We start from the raw sequence: 17,044 nt of genomic DNA, 5'->3' as shown, positions 1-17,044 counted from the left end.
CACAAGCAGAACCGCGCCTTCGCCACCCGGTACGACAAGCTCGCCGTCCGCTACGACGCCACCGTCGAGATCACCAACATCAACATCTATCTCCGCGACTTATCAAACAGGGCCTAGGAGCACCCCGACGATGGCGAGGACCAGGGAAGTTCGAGTGACTCTCACTAGACAGAACTCCGGATGGTGGGGGACAGAAACGAGGATGTTCTCTACCGCGAGCGGTCGAGACCGCTGAGGAGACGGGTGAAACTTGTCCGTGTACGACCTATCGGGGTGATTTCTAGCACACACGGTCGAGATGTGTGCGGGCCACGTCATTCGTCCGTGTACGACCCAGGCGGGCGACGCCTCGGGTCCGCCGGAGACGGAGGCGCCCCGGGTCCGAGAGAGGTGCTCGGAGGACATGGTGGTGACGGGCCACGCGCGGCCCGGCGCGCGTCCGTTCCGACCGGGGAGTACGCGCGGATCCCTGGGCACGTCGGCGCCGCGGGCCGGTGCCCGTCGTCAGCGGTCCTGCGGTCGCGGAGGTTCGGTTCGTGCTGGGAGCCCTGTCGCCGGAGAGCATCGACCCCGTCGGGGCGGGCCTGCTGGAAGCCGCCGGCTACGAGGTCGAGTCGCTGCGGGAGGGGGGCTGGACGAAGCCGACCCGATCGCCGCCGTCGACGGCGTGGACGTACTGGGCATCTGGTCCACAACCCAGGTGGCCGCCCAGGTCCTGCGCAGCCGCCCGGAGCTGTCGGTCGTCGTCGCCTTCTGCATCGGCACCACCAGATCGACCTCGCGGCGGCGGCCGCCGCGGGAGTGGCGGTTCAACGCGCCCTACTCGAACACGCGCCGACAACCGGGCCTACGCGACTTCCGAGTTGATGCTGGCGGGGTCCCGTGTGGGCCAGCGAGGCCGAGGTCGTTCGCGACCTAGAGGCCCTCGGCTGGACGCTCGTCGAACGGCGGCCGTCGGGGGATCCACGTCCTTCGTCACGAATCACCGAGGGTGCGAGCTGCGCCCTTGGTCGGGATGTCTCGCGCTACGCCGGCCAGACCTGGTCCGCCGTGTGCGGTCTGCGCTTCGGACTCCGGCGCCTCGGTTCAGACCCGCCTTGACCGCCATGTACGACCGAGCTAACGTCCGCCACAATCAACCGTGTACGAACCTTTCTCGGTGGACGGGTGTGAGGCTGAGTCGAGCAGTGGAGCGCACATCGTCGGGCGAGGTCGACGAGCGGTGGCCGCACACCGGTGTGGCGTGGTCGGCAGCGTGCCCGCCGTTTCGCCCGCTCCAGAAGGTCTGAGACGAGCGCGATGGCGGGCGACTCTGCCACCGTCACGACCGGTCCGTGGTCGCTCGCCACGCTGGAGGACGTGCCCAAGACCGTCCGAGCCGCCGAGGCCGTGGACTGCCGAGAGGTCGCCCAGCATCCGTTGACCCTGGTCTTGCCGACGCCGGTGGACACGGCCCGGGTGCCGCACCAGCCTCCGCACGACCTGTTCCCCGCCGACGCGGACTCCCCGGCGCGTGAGGACCTCGCCGGTCCGCAGCCCACAGTGCGCGTGCTCTCGATCCCTCGGGGCCGGAGCGGATCGACAGGAGCAACGCCTGCCAAGTCCTCGTTCCACCAGCGGCTCGCTACGTCACCGGGGTCGCGCTGCCGGTCGACTCGGGCCGGCTCATCCGCTGATTCCGCCTTGGTGTGCTCCTGGAGGTTCGATGTCCCTGTCGTCAACGGGTGATGGTCCGGTCCACCGTCAGATCGACGTCGGGGACCTCGACGTGCATGTGGTGACCCTGGGCGCGGGAGATCCCGTGGTCTTCCTCCACGGCTTTCCGGAACTGTGGTTCTCGTGGCGTCACCAGCTGCCGGCCATCGCAGCGAGCGGCCGGCAGGCGATCGCCTTCGACCAACGCGGCTATGGCCGAACCATGGGACCCGCCGACATCGAGCACACCGACGTCATGCGTCTCACGGGCGATGTCGTGGGGGTGCTCGATGCGCTGGGGCTGAAGCAGGCCACCCTCGTGGGTCACGACTTCGGTGCCTACGTCGCCTGGCACACGGCGCTGCTGCACTCCGAGCGCGTGCGCGGGATCGTCGCGCTGAGCGTGCCTTACACACCTCGGACGCCGGCTCCTCCCATGCAGTTCTTCCGCCAGATGGTGGGTGACGACTTCTACATGCTGTGGCTCCAGCAGCCGGGCGTCGCCGACGCGGCCTTCGCCGCCGATGTGCCTCGTGCGCTGCACGGAGGCTGGGTCACCGACAGGTCCGGTTGGGCGGACGCCCCGATCCCGCGTCACCCGGCGTTCCAGACGGCCGATGAGCACGCCGTCTTCGTGGAGGCGCTCACTCGTCGCGGCTTCACCGGCGGATTGAACTGGTACCGGAACTTCGATCGGAACTGGGAACTGCTCGCGCCGTACCACGGCCGGACCATCGACGCGCCCGCCATGTTCCTAGCTGGAGCCGAGGACCCGGTCGCGTCGTTCATGCCGCCCTCCGTGATGGACGGCGTTGTCACGGATCTCAGGGCCGTGGTCACGGTGCCGGGCGCCAATCACTGGCTGCAGCAGGAGGCTCCGTCCGTCGTGAACGACGCCTTGCTGCGCTTCCTCGATGGGTGAGACCGAAAGGAGCGCCTCCAACCTCGGCATCGCTGACGTGAGGCGCCAGGGCGGTCCGCGGCTGACAGCAGGTGAGACGGAGCTGTGCGTGCCCGACGGGCACGTGCCGATGTTCGAGTGTGTGCGGCGTCGGCTGGCCGACGAGATTCGGTCCCGGTGCCTAGCGTCCGGGACGGCGCTGCCGTCGGCGCGGAGCCTTGCGTCGGCCTGGAACATCGATCCCACCACCGTCACACGGGCATACGCCCGGCTGGCTGCCGAGGGCCTCGTCCGCAGGCTTCCGGGGACGAAGCGCTGGGCGGTTGCCCTCGCCGCGGGCTCCGCGAACGGGGGAGGGGCGGTCCAACCGCCCGGCGGGGGCCACCTCAGCCAGCGGTCGTCAGCGGGTACCTCGAGATCCAGGAGCTGAACCGCACCGCCCGCGGAGTTTGCGCCCGGTGAGCGGTGGCGAGTTTGGCAGTCTCCTCAAGACCGCACGTCGTTCTGGTATGCGCGTTTGCACTTCTACGCACGTCCACGAACCCCCTCAAGCACGCCTGGCAGTGGGGTGACGCTCCCGGTCCCCGATGCGTCGATCGGTCCAGGACGTGCAGATCCGTCGAACCGCCCGGTGGGGTGGTCGATCGGCCGGCGGCTGTCGGCCGACGTACTCGACCGCACCACGAGCTTGTCGCGCCGGGCGTCGCCGTCAACCCCGACGACAACAGTTACGGCATGCACGAGCTCACGCCGGCGGCCCGCCGCTGATCCACCGGCCCAGGCTGGTTGCAGCTCTGGTTGCAGTTGCGGTGATTTCGTGGTCGTTCGCCGGTGCCCGCCGCTGTTCCGGATCACGACGAAACAGCAGGTCAGACAGTGTTTCAGGACATGGACGGACCTCTGCGAACGCGATCACGACGGCCTGGCAGTGTGGGGGTCAGGGGTTCGAGTCCCCTCAGCTCCACCCCGATGACCAGGGCGCTCACCGATTCGGTGGGCGCCCTGGGTCGTCTCTGATCACCCTGTGCGCTGTGGCCAGGCAGCTCCATGACCGCCCGCGGATGGATGTTCCCGCTCAGCGGCAGCGTCGGGGCGGTGTGCCGGCCGTCGTGCCCGTCGGTGCGCGGCAGGGCGACGAGGTGGAGGGCACGTAGAGGCCTTCGCGCTCGGCCCGCACCGCGGCGAGCGTCCGCGTGGGCGCGTCGAGCTTGGCGAGGATGTGCTCCAGGTGCGCTGCCACGGTCCGCGGGGTCACGACCAGCGCGCGGGCGATCTGCTGGTTGGAGCACCCGTCGACGAGCAACCCGAGCACCTCCAGCTCGCGCGGTGTCAGCCCGCGCAGGTCGGCCACGGGGGACAGGACCACCGTTCCCAGCACGCTCGCCGGTGCCTCGTCGGTACCGGCCAGGACGGTCACGCGGACGTGCCCGTCCGGGGCGTGGCGGCCGCCACGCGGCCAGAGGAAGGACCCGTACACGTGGCCGTCATCGAGGCACGAGTGGGCGAGGGTGACGACGGGCGATCCCGCGGTGAGCAGGGCGTCGCCGTCGAGGCCCGGCAGGGGACGGGTGGCGCCCTCGCGGCACAGCACCGCCCCGGCGGTCGCCCCCCGCACCATCTGCGCCGCGGCGGCCGGCGAACGGAACGGATCCGACCCGCGCGCCAGGATGGGGGTGAGGTAGTGCAGCCGACGCCGCATGGCCAGTGGCGGCGGCTCCTTGCTGCCGAAGAGCAGCGCCAGGTGCCCGACGTGGCGCTGCCCTTCCCCGAACAGCGCGACCCCCAGGGCCTCGTGGAAGCCCGCGGGGATGAAGCACTCGGCCCATGTCGGCAGGTCCGCGGCTGGGTAGGGCAGGTCGGACGGGCTCAGCGGCGGGCGTGCGGGATCGGTATGGGTCACCTCGATGTCGTGCGCCATGGCGGGACCGTTCAGGTACCGCAAGGTGCTCTCACCGAAGGCGGTACTCGCGATCGTGGTGTAGCTGCTGCCCATCGGGTCGGCGAGCGCCAGCCATGCGGCGTCGAACGGCACGATGCGGCGAAGAGCCTCGAGCATGTCCTGCGAGCGGTCGAGCAGGGGGCCGGTGGAGGCCGCGATCTCGGCCAGCTCGAGGAGGGGCATCTGCGTCATCGGTTCCCCCGCGCCACGGCTCGGCGGGGCAGGGCGGCTCGTCTCACCGTTCCCCCATACCGGGCAGAGCACATGTCTACCGGAGCCGAGGCGCTCCGGTGCCGGTGGCCGTGACGAGAAATCTCGCGGCCCGTAGGCATCGCCTATCCGACCGCCTGCGCGGGCTCGCGGGCGTCACCCGGCACGACCCGACGCCCGGGTCCGCCGGCTCTGCCCGCTCGGGGCACCCAGGGCGCGCTGGGCGGCCGCGGCCAGGCCGATGGCCAGCACCGCGGCGACCGACGGTTTCGGCGACCACCGCAGCGCGGCGAGGGCCCAGCCGACGGGCGCCTCGCGTTGCCCGTCGGACTCCCGACGCGGTGCCGTCCTCGCCGGCTCCGGCGACGTCGTCGCGAAGGCATCGAGCATCCCGGGGACGAAGGCGGCCATGTCCTGGGGCCCCCTGCTGGTGATGAGGTTCCCGTCCCGGACGAGCTCCTGGTCGAGCCAGGTGGCACCCGCGTTCACCAGGTCGTCGCGGGTGCCGGGCCAGGAGGTGAGGGTCCGTCCGTCCACGAGGCCCGCCGAGGCGAGCACCCACGGCCCATGGCAGAGCGTGGCGATGGGCTTGTCGCTGGTGGCGAATGCGCGGACGAACTCCCGTGCCGGGGCGGACTGCCGGAGGAGGTCGGGGTTGATGAACCCACCCGGCAGCAGCAGGCCGTCGTAGTCGCCGGGATCGGCTTCGCCGACCGTCTTGTCCACGCGGACCCGGCTGGCCGGCATGTGCAGGTTCACCCCGCGGATCCGGCCGCGCCGCAGGGACACGATGTCCACCTCGGCGCCGGCCTTCTTCAGCGCTCGCAGGGGGACGATCAGCTCGACCTTCTCGAAGCCGTCGGCCACCAGGGCGGCGAGCCTGCGGCCTCGAAGTCGTCGTCGGGTGGGCATGGGTCTCCCTGTCGCTCATGGCGCAACGGCGACGGACCGCTCCTGGGGCGGGGAGCTCCATCGGGGCGCCACGGCGGTGCGTTGCACCGGTGCCGACTGCTCAGCGGTGAGCGGAGTACCCGCACCCGCCGGTCGGACACGTCCTCGGCGAACCGGCGCGCCCGGACGAGATCGGGGGACCGGGAGCATCGGCAGATCTACGGATCTTTCGGCGGAGCCCCGCGGTGAGCCCGGGTGTGGGCTGGCTGGGGCCGGGCCGTCGGCGCAGAGTCAGGAGGCCGGTGAGCAGAGCCGGCCGCTGGGCACCCGTGGTGCCTCACGAGCCCGGGGGCGCACGCCCCAGGAGGGGATCCGATGCGAGCGATGGTGTACCGAGGCCCGTACAAGGTCAGGATGGAGGAAAAGGACCGGCCCGAGATCGAGCACCCCAACGACGCCATCGTCCGGGTGCAGCTCGCCGCGATCTGCGGCTCCGACCTGCACCTCTACCACGACGGCTCTTCCCCCCGCCGTCCGGGAAGGTCCCGCTCGACATGCTGTAGGACCGGTCGCTGCCCCGAGCAGCGCCGGAGCCAGCGCGACCGCTCCCGGGCTGTCCGACGGATCCGCTCAGGTCGGCCCCGTCACTCCTGAGGGGATGCGCAACCCGTTGCGCAGGGCGCGCACCGTGGCGGCCGTGAGGTCGCTGGTCCCCAGGGCGACCAGGCTCCGGCCCAGGGAGTCGGCCACCGCGTCGACGGCCACGTGGAGCGCCCCCGCGAGGGCCGGGACGCCGGTGACACCCTCGACCACAAGGCCCAGGACCCTGAGGTCGAGGAGGGTGAGGCCGTGCAGGTCGCCCGGTGGGGACAGGAGCACCGCGGCCGAGAGGTGGTCGAGGTCCGGCCGGGCGAAGTCCAGCGCGGTGACCCGGACCAGCCGGTCTCCGCCGGCACCGGGTAGGGGCGCGAGGAACGCGACGTACGCGCCGCTGTCGGCCAACTCGTCGGCGGCGACCCGGGGGGTTCGTGAGCCCGGCGCCAGCAGGGGGTCGTCCGGCAGACCCGGCAGCGGCAGCACGTCGCCTCCCCGGGTGAGCACGACGCCCGCGCCGGCGTTCGCGACGATCCGGGCGGTCTCCGCGATGTCCCGGGTCCGGTCCAGCTCGTCGGCGATCGCCGTGGTGACGGCGGCGACGACCCGGCGGTCGGCCGGGCTCGGCCGCGAGGGATCGGCGGAGAGCAGGCTGAGGAAGCCGACGTGCCGTCCGCTCGTCGTGAACAGCGCGGCCGCCAGGCCCTGGCGGAATCCGGCCGGGAGCAGGTGCTCGGCCCAGGCGCGGACCTCGGTCAGCGGTATCGGGATCTCGCTGTCCAGCATCGGCAGGCGCCGCCGGTTCAGACCCAGCAGGTCCACCTCCTCGTCGGCCTCCGGACGGCCGAAGTAGGCGACGAGGGCCTCGGCCGGACCGGTGGTGGCCACCGGGACGTGGATGTGCCGCTCGGGGTCGCGCACGGCGAGCCAGCCGGCGTCGAAGGGCAGGATCCGCTCGAGCTTCTGCAGGTGCTCGGCCGCGCGTTCCTGCACGGTGGCGGTGGACGCCGCGACCTCCGCGACCTCCGGCCACAGCGCCTGGCGCTCTGGTTTCGTCTCACTCATCGCGGCACGCCCTCTCGCATGCGGCTCACAGGCCGCTCGGACGTCCAGGGTGCTGGCGCGTCCGGGCGTCCGGCATCGGCAGAGCGACCGATCCGCTGGACTCCGGCGACGGCCAGGGTGTGCTCCTGCTGCTCACCGGGAGAAGCCGACCGCCCCGGTATCGGCATGTCTGCCGATACCGGGCGCCCCCCGTCGCCGGGTGCAATCGAGGTCCCGACACCGCAGGGGCGGGGACCACCGGACGAGGAGGCACCGTGAAGGCAGTCGTGTACGACGGACCCCGCCAGGTCAGCGTCAAGGACGTACCGGACGCGCGGATCGAGCGGTCGACCGACGTCCTGGTGCGGATCACCTCGACGAACATCTGCGGCTCCGACCTGCACATGTACGAGGGCCGGACCGACTTCGAGACCGGCCGCTGGTTCGGCCACGAGAACATGGGCCAGGTGGTCGAGGTCGGCGACGGGGTCGACAAGGTGAAGGTGGGCGAGTGGGTCGTCCTGCCGTTCAACATCGCCTGCGGGCACTGCAAGAACTGCGAGCGCCAGCTCACGAACTACTGCCTGACCGCGCAGCCGGAGCCCTCGATGGCCGGCGCCGCGTACGGCTTCGCCGACATGGGCCCGTGGGCGGGGGGACAGGCCGAGCTGCTGCGCGTGCCCTGGGGTGACTTCAACTGCCTGCGGCTGGGTGAGGACGCCGAGCAGCGCCAGGCCGACTACGTGATGCTCGCCGACATCTTCCCGACCGGCTACCGCGCCACCGAGATGGCCGGCGTGAAGCCCGGCGACCAGACCGTCATCTACGGCGCCGGACCGGTCGGGCTGATGGCCGCGCTCTCGGCGACCATCCGCGGGGCCGGCAAGGTGATGGTCGTCGACCGGCACCCGGACCGGCTCAAGCTGGCCGAGTCCATCGGCGCGATCACCATCGACGACTCGAAGGTCGACCCGGTGCAGGCCGTGCTGGAGGAGACGATGGGGCTGGGCGCGGACAACGGCTGCGAGTGCGTCGGCTACCAGGCCCACGAGCCCGACGGGCAGGAGCGGGCGAACCTGACGATGAACCGGCTGGTCGCCTCGGTGCGCTTCACCGGCACGATCGGCGTCGTCGGGGTGTTCATCCCGCAGGATCCGGGCGCGCCCGACGAGCTGGCCAAGCAGGGCAAGCTCGCCTTCGACTTCGGCATGCACTGGTTCAAGGGCCAGCACATCGGCAGCGGTCAGGCGCCGGTCAAGAGGTACAACCGGCAGCTGCGCGACCTCATCGCCGGGGGCAAGGCCGAGCCGTCGTTCATCGTCAGTCACCACCTGCCCCTCGACCGCGCGCCGGAGGCCTACGAGCACTTCGACAAGCGGGACGACGGCTGGACCAAGGTCGTCCTCCACCCGGCGGGTGCGTGACGTGGCCGGGGAGCTGAACGGACGGCGGGTCGCGATCCTGGCGGCCGACGGGGTGGAGCGCGTCGAGCTCGAGCAGCCCCGCCGAGCCCTGGAGGACGCCGGTGGGCGGACCGACGTGCTGTCGATCCACGACGGCGAGATCCAGGCACGGGACAACGACCTGGAGGACGCCGGCACCTTCGGGGTCGACCGGCTGGTCGGCGCGGCGTCGGTGGACGAGTACGACGCGCTGCTGCTGCCGGGCGGCACGGTCAACCCGGACAAGCTGAGGATGGACGGCACAGCGGTGCGGTTCGTCCGGGAGTTCGTCGAGTCCGGGAAGCCGGTCGCCTCCATCTGCCACGGCCCGTGGAACCTCGTCGAGGCCGGCGTCGCCCGCGGCCGCCGGCTGACCTCCTGGCCGAGCGTGCGCACGGACCTGCGCAACGCGGGGGCGGAGGTGGTGGACGAGGAGGTCGTCACCGACGGCAACATCACCACGAGCCGGTCGCCGGACGACCTGCCGGCGTTCTGCGAGCGCATCGTGCAGGAGTTCGCCAAGGCCCCCCAGACCGCGGCCGCGGGAGGTCGGGCATGACCTCCTCCCTGGGGAACGTGGCGTCCTTCGCCGCCCGGGCCGGCGGAACCGTCGTCCGCCAGGTGCGGTCGGCCATCGATCCGTCCGCGGCAAGGCCGGCCGGTGCGGGCCGGCCGGCGTCCGGGTGGCTCTTCGTGACCGTCTACCGGGAGCCGTCCGACGTGGACACCGTGCAGCTGCCCGCACCCCTGGCCGAGTTCGGCGACCGGATCGAGGTCCGCATCCGGGCGGCCGCGGGCGGCAAGGGCACCGAGCTCGGCGCCCGGCTGCGAGACCAGCCTTCCGGCAGCGCCCTCGGCCGGCTCGGCGGCAGCGACCCGCAGGCCGACCTGCGGTCCGCGCTGCGCAAGGCCAAGCAGCTCATCGAGGTGGGCGAGGTGCTGGCGGTGGATCCCGCGCCGCACGGCAAGCGGACGGCGACCCCCGGCGGCGCGCTCCTCGAGGCGTGGACCAAGGTGGCCCCGAAGGCAGGTGTGCGATGAAGGCGGTGACCTGGCGAGGCGTCAACGACGTGGGCGTCGAGGACGTCCCGGAGCCGAAGATCCTCAACGACCACGACATCATCCTCGAGGTCGGCCTGTCGGTGACCTGTGGCTCGGACCTGCACCTCGTCGGCGGCTACATCCCCGCGATGCGCGCCGGTGACGTGCTCGGGCACGAGTTCATGGGCACCGTCGCCGAGGTCGGCTCCGGCGTGACCAAGCACCAGGTCGGCGACCGCGTGGTCGTCGTCTCCTTCATCGGCTGCGGGCAGTGCTGGTACTGCAAGCACGACCTGTGGTCGCTGTGCGACAACGGCAATCCCAACCCGGGGATCACCGAGGCGCTGTGGGGGCAGTCCATCGGCGGCTGCTTCGGGTACTCGCACGCGACGGGTGGCTGGGCGGGCAGTCACGCGCCCTACATCCGGGTGCCCTATGCCGACAACGGGGCGTTCACGATCCCCGACGGCGTCTCCGACGAGCGGGCGCTGTTCGCCTCCGACGCCGCGCCCACCGGCTGGACCGGGGCGCACCAGGCCGAGGTCCGGCCGGGGGACGTCGTCGCGGTGTGGGGTGCCGGGGGAGTCGGCCAGATGGCGGCCCGCGCGGCCATGCTCATGGGCGCCGAGCGGGTCGTCGTCATCGATCGCCTCGACAACCGGTTGGAGCAGGTCCGCACGCACATCGGGGCGGAGACCCTCGACTACGAGCAGGCCGACGTCCCCGCCGAGCTGCGCGAGATGACCGGTGGCCGGGGACCGGACGTCTGCATCGAGGCGGTCGGCATGGAGGCGCACAGTCCGGGCCCGCAGTACCTCTACGACCAGGTCAAGCAGCAGATGCGGCTGCAGACCGACCGGCCCACGGCGGTGCGCGAGGCGATCTACGCCTGCCGCAAGGGCGGGACGGTCTTCACCCTGGGCGTCTTCGCCGGCCTGGTGGACAAGTTCCCCCTCGGCGCGGTGATGAACAAGGCGCTGACCCTGCGCGGCGCCCAGCAGCACGGGCACCGCTACGTCCCGGACATCCTCGAGCACATGAGCCGGGACGAGCTGCGGACCGAGCACCTCGCCACCCACGTGATGCCGCTCGACGACGGTCCGAAGGGCTACCGGATGTTCAAGGAGAAGGAGGACGGGTGCGTCCGTGCCGTGTTCCGTCCGGGTGGCTGATGCCACGACGGGCGGACGGGCGGACGGGCGCGGTGCCGGCCGATGACCACCGGCACCGGTCCATCGCCCGACCGGTGCGCCGCTGCCGCCTGAGCGGCGCACCGGGCAGCACCACGGCGGAGGCGGGGCCACGACCCACGATCCTGTCGTGGCGCCGCCGTCCACGGCGGCCGTGAGCCACTCGGCCGGCACCCATGACGTCACAAGGACGGGCGCCTGGGCGTCCGGGTGCAGGGCGAAGCGGCTCACCCGAATTGCGGAACACGGTCAACCGGAACCGTCGATCCGCCGATACGCCGATGTGATCCTCGAGCCGGCGCCGTCGACGCTGCGCAGCAGCGTCTACGAGGCGCTGTTCGTCCACGGTCTCGACGGGGTGCTCATCACCTCGGCCGACGGGCGCACCCTCGGCGGGAACGCGCGGGCCTGCGAGCTGCTGGGCCGGACGGAGCTGGAGCTGGTCGAGCTCGGCCGGGACGGGATCGTAGACCGGCGTGACCCCCGGTGGGTCGAGGCGCTCGAGACCCGGGCCAGGGAGGGCAGGTTCCGCGGGGTGCTCCGGTTGCGCCGCAGCGACGGGTCCACCTTTCCGGCCGAGGTCACCACCGCCACGTTCCTCGACGGGGACTCGCCACGGGCATACGTGTCGTTCCGGGACGTGAGCACGGCGGAGGCCGAGGCGGTCCGGGCGGAGGCCACCACGCGGACGGCGGCCGAGCTCGCCGACAGCCTCGAGTCCATCAGCGACATGTACATCGGCGTCGACGCCGACTGGCGGATGACGTACATCAACGCGCCGGCCGAGGCCCGGCTGGGCGTCTCGCGTGACGAGATCGTGGGCGAGGACATCTGGGCCCGGTTCCCCGCACTGCTCGGCACGGAGTTCGAGCGGACCTACCGCCAGGTCGCGCGCACCGGACGGGCCGCCACCCTCGAGGCGTGCTACGACGAGGCGGACCTGTGGTGCGAGGCCCGCGTGTACCCCCTGCGCCGGGGCGGCATCGCCATCTACTTCCGGGACATCTCCCGGCGGCGGGCCATGGAGCACGAGCGGGAACGGCTGCTGGCCGCCGAGCGGGCGGCCCGGGCGGCCGCTGAACGCGCGCAGCGCGACCTGGCCCACCGGGCCACGCACGACGAGCTGACCGGCCTGCTCAGCCGCGCCGGGATACGCCAGGAGGTGGCCCGGACCCTCGGCGGAGAGCCGGATGCCCGTCTCACCGTCGCCTTCATCGACCTGGACCGGTTCACGCTCGTCAACGACAGCCTGGGCCACGGTGTCGGGGACCGCCTGCTGCGCCGGTTCGCACGGCGGCTCGCGTCCCTGGCCGGGCCGGGCGACCTGGTGGCCCGCTTCGGCGGCGACGAGTTCGTGGTGGTCCTGGTGGACCGCTCCACCGAGGAGGCCGGCCGGTTCGCCGACGAGGTCATCGAGGCGAGCCAGGAGCCGGTCGAGGTGGGTGCGCGCCTGCTCGTCACCGTCAGCGTCGGCCTGGCCACGGCGACCGGTCCGGCCGGTCTGGACATCCTGCTCCGGGAAGCCGACGCGGCGCTCTACCGCGCCAAGGACACCGGACGGGCACGGGCCGTCTGGTTCGACGAGCACATGCACGTGGAGTCGGTGCGCCGCGTCGAGATCGAGAGCGACCTCCGCAACGCCCTGGACCGGGACGAGCTGCTGGTGGAGTACCAGCCCGCCTTCGACCTCCGGGTCGAGCGGATCTGCCACGTGGAGGCGCTGGTCCGGTGGCGGCATCCGGTCCGTGGGCTCGTCGGACCGCAGGAGTTCATCCCGGTCGCCGAGGAGACGGGGCTGATCCACCGCATCGGGGAGCTGGTCCTCGACCGGGCCCTCGAGCACGCCGGCCGGTGGGCGCACCTCCCGCAGCTGCGGGTCTGGGTCAACGTGTCCCCGCGGCAGCTGGCCGACCGCGGGTTCCCCGCCCGGCTCGCCGCGCGGCTGGACCGTGCCGGGCTGCCCGCCCACCGCCTGGGGATCGAGGTGACGGAGTCGGCGCTCGCCGACTGCTCCTGGGCGGGGGAGGTGCTGCAGCGGATCCGCGAGCTGGGGGTGGCGATCGCCATCGACGACTTCGGGACTGGCTACAGCTCGCTGGCCCGCCTGCGCGAGTTCCCGGTCGACGTCATCAAGGTGGACAAGTCCTTCGTCCACGACCTCGCGACAGCCCGCGGCGAGGCGTTGGTGGCCGGCATCGTGACCCTGGCGCGGGCCATCGGTGCGCACGTCATCGCGGAGGGGGTCGAGACGCTGCCGCAGCTGACCGCGCTCAGCGCCCTCGGGGTGGACTCGGCCAGCGGGTACCTGCTCGCCCGGCCCTCCGCGCCCGAGCGCCTGCCCCTGACGCTCCCGGCCGAGGCGTCCTTCCGCTGGCGGACCGGCCTGCACCCGACCGTGGCGCGGGCCCCCCGGGGGGACGTCGTCGCCGACGAGGTAGCAGGAGCTGGTGCGGCCCGGTCGCGCCGCGCCGGGACGCGGCGACCGGGGCCCGGAGGGCGCCCTGCGTCGTCCCGACCGGGGTGATCATCGCTTCGGGCGGAAGGACTACGGTCGACCCATGCCGTTGGTCTTCCACTGGGGCGGGCCGCGCCACGGCCAGGTGGACGACGTGGCGGCCGAGGAGCTCAAGTCCGCCGTCCTCGTGTACTCCGGCCCGCATTGGTACGGGGTGTACGAGCGGTTCGAGCCCGTGCAGGTCCGCGACACCCCCGAGGGCCCGGCCGAGGTCTGGGTCGTGCGCGAGTAGCTGTCCGCGACCAGCCGCCCGGCCGCTCGGGCAGGATGGCGGGATGTCGCAGCTGTTCACGGTCGGCCGGTTCGCCGACGAGACCTCCCGGCGCCGCACGGCCCTGACGGCGCAGGCGCTGCAGTGGTCCCTGGACGGCGAGCTCGGCGATTCGGTCCGCCGCGTCGATGAGGTCCTGCGGGCCTCGGCGCCGGACCTCCCGCGGCTGCGCCGCGAGGAGGCCGGGTTCGTCGCGGGGACGGCGGCCCGGCTGACCGTGACCGTCTGCGTCCCCTTCACCGGCGACGGCCGCTTCTTCGCCACCCGGGCGAGCCGCCCGCCCCTGGCCGACCCGCCCGTGGGGGACTGGGCGCACCGCGCCGACGCCGGTCCGGTGCTGCGGCTGCCGGAGAACTTCACCCACGACGTCGACGCCACGACCGTGCGCGCGTGGGCCGCCCGCGCGGTCGACGCGGTGGAGGCGCACCTGGCCGCACTGCGCGCCGAGGCCGCGGAGGAGACGACGCGGTTGTCGGCGGACCTGCTGGAGCTCGCCCGCACCCGCGCCGCGGACCTCCGGCGCCGCCGCGCGCTGGAGTCGGAGCTCGGCGTCGGCGTCTGAGCCGGCGGACGGCCGTTGTCGGCGGAGTGTGACGCCTGCCTCACTCCGCGCCAGGCCCCGCCCCGCCCGACAGGAGAGCTGCCATGCGCCTCGACGACCTGGTCCTGGTGAGCGTCGACGACCACATCGTCGAGCCGCCGTCCATGACCGACTACATCCGCGACCACGTGCCGGCCAGGTACAAGGACCGGGCGCCCAAGGTGGTGCGTCGCGACGACGGCACCGACGCGTGGCTCATCGAGGGGCAGGAGATCCGCACGTTCGGGCTCAACGCCGTCGTCGGCCGGCCCAAGGAGGACTGGGGGCACGACCCGGACACCTTCGAGGAGGTGCGGCCCGGCGCCTACGACGTGCACGAGCGGGTCCGCGACATGGACGCCAACGGGATCCTCGCCAGCCTGAACTTCTCCTCGTGGCCGGGGCTGGGCGGGCAGTTCTTCGTCACCAACAGCGACAAGGACTTCGCCGCGGCGATCCTGCGCGCCTACAACGACTGGCACATCGACGAGTGGTGCGGCTCCCACCCCGGGCGGTTCATCCCGCTGGCGCTGTCCGGCTTCGCGGTCGGCCCGGAGTTCATGGCCGCCGAGATCCGCCGGGTCGCCGAGAAGGGCTGCCACGCCATCTCGTTCCACCCGGAGCCGCACCGCTTCAACGGCATGCCCGACATCCACGGCGACGAGTGGGACGCGGCCTACCAGGCCTGCGAGGAGACCGACTCGGCGATGGTCTTCCACTTCGGCGCGCAGCCCAACTTCATGCCGCGGTCCCCCTTCGACGTCATGATCCACACGATGCCCTTCGCCACCGGCATCTTCGCCAGCGAGCTGCTGTGGTCGCCGATCCTGCGCAAGTTCCCGACGCTGCGCTTCGCCCTCGCCGAGGCCGGCATCGGCTGGGTGCCCTACTGGCTGGAGCGGGCCGACGTCATCTACCAGAAGCACCACCTGTGGACCGGCCAGGACTTCGGCGACGAGCTGCCGAGCCAGGTGTTCCGCGAGCGGGTGCTGACCTGCTTCATCGAGGACACCGTCGGCCTGGAGATGCGCCACCACATCGGCGTCGACCACATCGCCTGGGAGTGCGACTACCCGCACTCGGACTCCACCTGGCCCCAGTCGCCGGAGACGCTCGTGAAGTCCCTCGACCAGGTGGGGCTCCCCGACGACGAGATCCACGAGATCACCTGGGAGAACGCCTGCCGCTTCTACCGGTTCGACCCGTTCGAGCACCGGTCCCGCGAGGAGTGCACGGTGGGCGCGCTGCGCGCCCGCGCCACCGACGTCGACACCACGCCGCGCGCCCTCGAGGGCGAGCACACCGACATCCTCGCCCAGATGCAGGCCATGCAGCGGATGCGGCAGGCCGCCGACGGCCGCGGCTGACCCCGCCGGAGCCCGGCCGGGGCGCACCCCCGGCCGGGCTCAGAAGCCGAACAGCAGGCCCAGCCCGCCGACGGTGAACAGCACCATCACGACGACCAGCGGCAGCTGGTCCGACGCCGGCGCGCGCGGGGCCAGCCGCAGCGCCTGCTCGTGCGCCAGCAGCACGCCGACGACGTGGCCGGCGACGACGGCGCCCACCTGCACCCAGGCGATGAGGTCGGCCGACACCGCGCGCAGGTCGACGACGTTGGCGTAGGTGCCGAACAGGTCCACGCCGGCCGCGCCGAAGGGGTTGCTCGCCACGATCCAGGTGGTCTGCCCGTCGAGGACGAACAGGCTGAAGTAGTGCGCCACGGTGTACCCGAGCGCGATCGGCACCACGGTGGCGGCGAACAGCCGCGGCTGCGGACCCAGCGGCAGCCGGCTCAGCCGCCCGGACAGCCGCGTGCCGGCCAGGTACAGCAGCGACACCAGGACCACCATCGCGGCCAGCCCGAGCGTGCCGGACCCGACGCCGTCCGCCGCGCCGGGACCCTCCTGCCACCAGACGGTGCGGGTCAGCCCGTCGAAGGCCGTCGAGCCGAGCAGCACCATCACGACCGCGGCGAGCCCCGGCGTAGCCGGCGTCGTCATCGCGTTGGTCAGCGGCGAGCGCAGCACCAGCCGGCCGTCGCCGCGCCGGGCGAGCACCGACAGCCGGCCGAGCAGCGTGGAGTAGACCTCGAAGCCGTCGCCGGCGGCGAACCACTCCTCGCCGAACCACAGCGAGGCGCCGACGTGCACCGCGGCGTAGCCGGCGAGCCAGGCCGCGACGACGTCCGGGTCCGACCGTCCGGCCGGCACCAGCTCCAGCCACACGAACGCCAGCAGCGACGCCGCCGCCGGCCACAGGCCCAGCGCCGGCAGCCGCGCGGCCCCGCGCGGTGGCCCGACGAGCGGGCGCAGCAGCCGGGAGAGCAGCCGCAGCGGGTTGAGCACCCGCCACACCGGCCCGAGGAGCAGGCTCGCCGGCACGAGCCCGACCCAGAACGTCACGTACAGCGCCCAGGGCGCGAGGTTGCGCCGCGTCTCCTCCGGGCCCAGCACCGCCGCCGCTGCGACCAGGACGGCGACGGCGAGCGCCACCGCCTGCAGGGTCCGCCGGACGGCGGCGGAGTCGGCGGCCCGCTGCAGCCACGACGGCAGCGGCCGGCCCGACCGGCCGTCGCCCAGCCGCGGGCTGCGCCAGAGCAGCAGCAGGACGACGAAGCCGACGAGGATCGCCGCCCCGGCGCCGTACAGGGCCAGGCCGAGCGGCAGCGGGAGATCGGTGCGCGAGCCGACGCCGTGCGCCAGCACCGCCCCGGCGGAGGCGTGCACGGCCG

14 protein-coding genes are annotated in these 17,044 nt (G+C 72.7%); 10 read left to right on the top strand and 4 right to left on the bottom strand.

Annotated features, from left to right (window positions below; genetic code table 11):
* Window positions 1-1,705 precede the first annotated feature (1,705 nt).
* Window positions 1,706-2,617, top strand: a complete 912-nt coding sequence (locus tag ACK586_RS09710; protein ID WP_409330269.1) for an alpha/beta fold hydrolase — start codon at window positions 1,706-1,708, stop codon at window positions 2,615-2,617.
* Window positions 2,610-3,026 carry a GntR family transcriptional regulator gene (locus ACK586_RS09705; protein WP_409330268.1) on the top strand — a complete coding sequence of 139 codons (417 nt, stop codon included), beginning with the start codon at window positions 2,610-2,612 and terminating at the stop codon, window positions 3,024-3,026. The genes ACK586_RS09710 and ACK586_RS09705 overlap by 8 nt, the downstream gene beginning before the upstream one ends.
* A 645-nt stretch (window positions 3,027-3,671) precedes the next feature.
* Here the strand turns inward: ACK586_RS09705 and ACK586_RS09700 are convergent.
* The 3 genes from ACK586_RS09700 to ACK586_RS09690 form a co-directional block, all read right to left on the bottom strand.
* Window positions 3,672-4,727 (bottom strand): helix-turn-helix transcriptional regulator, encoded by a 1,056-nt coding sequence (locus ACK586_RS09700; RefSeq protein ID WP_409330267.1) that lies wholly within the window; start codon window positions 4,725-4,727, stop codon window positions 3,672-3,674.
* Between the two features lie 174 nt (window positions 4,728-4,901).
* Window positions 4,902-5,657: a type 1 glutamine amidotransferase domain-containing protein gene (locus ACK586_RS09695; protein WP_409330266.1), complete on the bottom strand. Its 756-nt coding sequence runs from the start codon at window positions 5,655-5,657 to the stop codon at window positions 4,902-4,904.
* A 609-nt stretch (window positions 5,658-6,266) separates the two neighbouring features.
* On the bottom strand, window positions 6,267-7,295 hold the full coding sequence (locus ACK586_RS09690; protein WP_409330265.1) for a helix-turn-helix transcriptional regulator: 1,029 nt from the start codon (window positions 7,293-7,295) through the stop codon (window positions 6,267-6,269).
* A gap of 254 nt (window positions 7,296-7,549) precedes the next feature.
* Between ACK586_RS09690 and ACK586_RS09685 the strand changes: the two genes are divergently transcribed.
* From ACK586_RS09685 to ACK586_RS09650, 8 genes are all read left to right on the top strand, one after another.
* Window positions 7,550-8,698, top strand: a complete 1,149-nt coding sequence (locus ACK586_RS09685; RefSeq protein ID WP_409330264.1) for a glutathione-independent formaldehyde dehydrogenase — start codon at window positions 7,550-7,552, stop codon at window positions 8,696-8,698.
* A 1-nt stretch (window position 8,699) separates the two neighbouring features.
* On the top strand, window positions 8,700-9,275 hold the full coding sequence (locus tag ACK586_RS09680) for a type 1 glutamine amidotransferase domain-containing protein (RefSeq protein WP_409330263.1): 576 nt from the start codon (window positions 8,700-8,702) through the stop codon (window positions 9,273-9,275).
* Window positions 9,272-9,757 (top strand): hypothetical protein, encoded by a 486-nt coding sequence (locus ACK586_RS09675; RefSeq protein ID WP_409330262.1) that lies wholly within the window; start codon window positions 9,272-9,274, stop codon window positions 9,755-9,757. The genes ACK586_RS09680 and ACK586_RS09675 overlap by 4 nt, the downstream gene beginning before the upstream one ends.
* Window positions 9,754-10,929, top strand: a complete 1,176-nt coding sequence (locus ACK586_RS09670; RefSeq protein WP_409330261.1) for a zinc-dependent alcohol dehydrogenase — start codon at window positions 9,754-9,756, stop codon at window positions 10,927-10,929. The genes ACK586_RS09675 and ACK586_RS09670 overlap by 4 nt, the downstream gene beginning before the upstream one ends.
* Before the next feature lie 301 nt (window positions 10,930-11,230).
* Window positions 11,231-13,471 (top strand): putative bifunctional diguanylate cyclase/phosphodiesterase, encoded by a 2,241-nt coding sequence (locus ACK586_RS09665; protein WP_409330260.1) that lies wholly within the window; start codon window positions 11,231-11,233, stop codon window positions 13,469-13,471.
* 34 nt (window positions 13,472-13,505) lie between these two features.
* On the top strand, window positions 13,506-13,694 hold the full coding sequence (locus tag ACK586_RS09660) for a hypothetical protein (RefSeq protein WP_409330259.1): 189 nt from the start codon (window positions 13,506-13,508) through the stop codon (window positions 13,692-13,694).
* Window positions 13,695-13,737: 43 nt separating this feature from the next.
* Entirely contained in the window at window positions 13,738-14,295 is a 558-nt protein-coding gene (locus tag ACK586_RS09655) for a hypothetical protein (protein ID WP_409330258.1), read from the top strand.
* A gap of 83 nt (window positions 14,296-14,378) precedes the next feature.
* Window positions 14,379-15,680 (top strand): amidohydrolase family protein, encoded by a 1,302-nt coding sequence (locus ACK586_RS09650; RefSeq protein WP_409330257.1) that lies wholly within the window; start codon window positions 14,379-14,381, stop codon window positions 15,678-15,680.
* A gap of 39 nt (window positions 15,681-15,719) precedes the next feature.
* Here the strand turns inward: ACK586_RS09650 and ACK586_RS09645 are convergent, their stop codons facing one another.
* Window positions 15,720-17,039, bottom strand: coding sequence for a hypothetical protein (locus ACK586_RS09645; protein ID WP_409330256.1), 1,320 nt, complete (start codon window positions 17,037-17,039; stop codon window positions 15,720-15,722).
* Between the last annotated feature and the right edge of the window lie 5 nt (window positions 17,040-17,044).

The organism is Trujillonella humicola, assembly GCF_046233715.1.
GTDB lineage: Bacteria > Actinomycetota > Actinomycetes > Mycobacteriales > Geodermatophilaceae > Trujillonella > Trujillonella humicola.
The sequence above is the reverse complement of the archived record's forward strand: the minus strand, read 5'-3'. Positions and strand labels throughout refer to the sequence as shown.